2 protein-coding genes are annotated in these 1,678 nt (G+C 58.1%); both read left to right on the forward strand.

Annotation, left to right across the window (positions count from 1 at the left end):
* A partial coding sequence (locus tag RCF13_RS05345) for an AMP-binding protein (RefSeq protein WP_308140930.1) occupies window positions 1-962 on the forward strand: 962 nt, incomplete at its 5' end.
* 213 nt (window positions 963-1,175) lie between these two features.
* A complete protein-coding gene (locus RCF13_RS05350) occupies window positions 1,176-1,538 on the forward strand; it encodes a DUF2267 domain-containing protein (RefSeq protein WP_006466320.1) in 363 nt (120 codons plus the stop codon).
* The last annotated feature ends 140 nt before the right edge of the window (window positions 1,539-1,678 follow it).

Genomic DNA, 1,678 nt, shown 5'->3' on the forward strand with positions numbered 1-1,678 from the left:
ACCGGCTCTGCATCCCGGTGCCGTTCTACCATTGCTTCGGTATGGTGCTCGGCAATCTCGCCTGCGTCACTCACGGCTCCTGCATGGTAATCCCAAACGACAGTTTCGATCCTTTCCTGACGCTGCAGACCGTCGAGGAGGAGCAATGCACCGGCCTGCATGGCGTGCCGACCATGTTCATCGCGATGCTGGATCATCCAGACTTCAGCCGCTTCGACCTTTCGAGCCTGCGCACCGGCATCATGGCCGGGTCGCCCTGCCCCATCGAAGTCATGCGGCGTGTCGTGAGCGAGATGCATCAAGACGAAATCACCATCGCCTACGGCATGACCGAGACGAGCCCGGTCAGTTTTCAGAGTTCGACGTCCGATCCGCTGGAGCGGCGCGTCTCCACGGTCGGGCGCATTCACCCGCATCTGGAGGTGAAGATCGTGGATGCGGATGGCAAGGTCGTGCCGCGCGGCGAAAAGGGCGAATTGCTGACGCGCGGCTACAGCGTCATGCGCGGCTACTGGAACGACGCGGAAAGTTCAGCCGGAGCCATTGACGATGCGGGCTGGATGCACACGGGAGACCTCGCGACCATAGACGAGGAAGGTTATTGCAACATCGTCGGGCGCATAAAGGATCTCATCATTCGCGGCGGCGAGAATATCTACCCGCGCGAGATCGAAGAGTTCCTGTTTGCCCATCCGGCGATCAGCGACGTCCAGATATTCGGCATTCCGGACCGGAAGTTCGGCGAAATCATCTGCGCCTGGGTCAAGCTGCACAAGGACGCCCAACTGTCCGAAGAGGACCTCAGCGAATATTGCCGGCAGCGGATCGCGCATTACAAGGTTCCGGCGCATATCCGCTTCGTGGATCAGTTTCCGATGACCGTGACCGGCAAAATCCAGAAATTCGTCATGCGACAGGCCATGATCGAAGAACTGGAACTGCAGGAAATTAGAACGGCGTAATTATGCCGTCCTGTCAGGAGCCGTGTTCTCCAGGAGCGGGATGTTTGTAAGTTGTCCCGCCGTCCCGCTCTCAGGTTTTGTCTGAATATGATCATGTCCGAAGCCCGCTCCCACTTTTTCGGAACCATGTTCCAATATTTTCGCTCCCGGCGGCTTGCAAAGCGAAACCGAGAATGCATATTACGTAAACGTAAGATTTTTGGGAGAGTTTCCATGGAAGAACTGATCGCACGCATCACCTCCAAAGTTGGCATCGATGCGGCAACGGCAGAAAAGGCAGTCGGCATGATCCTCGCCTTCCTGCAGAAGGAAGGTCCGGAGGCGGAAGTCCAGAAGCTTCTCGCAGCATTTCCGGGCGCTGAAGAAGCGATTTCGCAGGTCAAGGGCGGCGGCTTCCTGTCCGGCCTGATGGGCGGCGTGATGGGTCTGGGCTCGCAGCTCATGGGCGCTGGCCTCGGCATGGGCGAGATTTCCGGCGTCGCCAAGGAGACCATCCGCTTTGCCAAGGAAAAGGCCGGCGACGAACCCGTCGATGCCGTTATCGGCGCGATCCCGGGCCTCGGCCAGTTCGTCTGACCAACCTTGCATTTTTCGATAAAGGCCCCGGTTTCCGGGGCCTTTTGCATCAGTGCCTCCCCGGTAGAACCATCCTTCGCCACAGGCCCCACAATCCCCACCTGCCAGTACAAAACAATAGTAATTAAGTCATGTTTTTC

Source organism: Stenotrophomonas maltophilia group sp. RNC7, from assembly GCF_030910085.1.
GTDB lineage: Bacteria > Pseudomonadota > Gammaproteobacteria > Xanthomonadales > Xanthomonadaceae > Stenotrophomonas > Stenotrophomonas sepilia.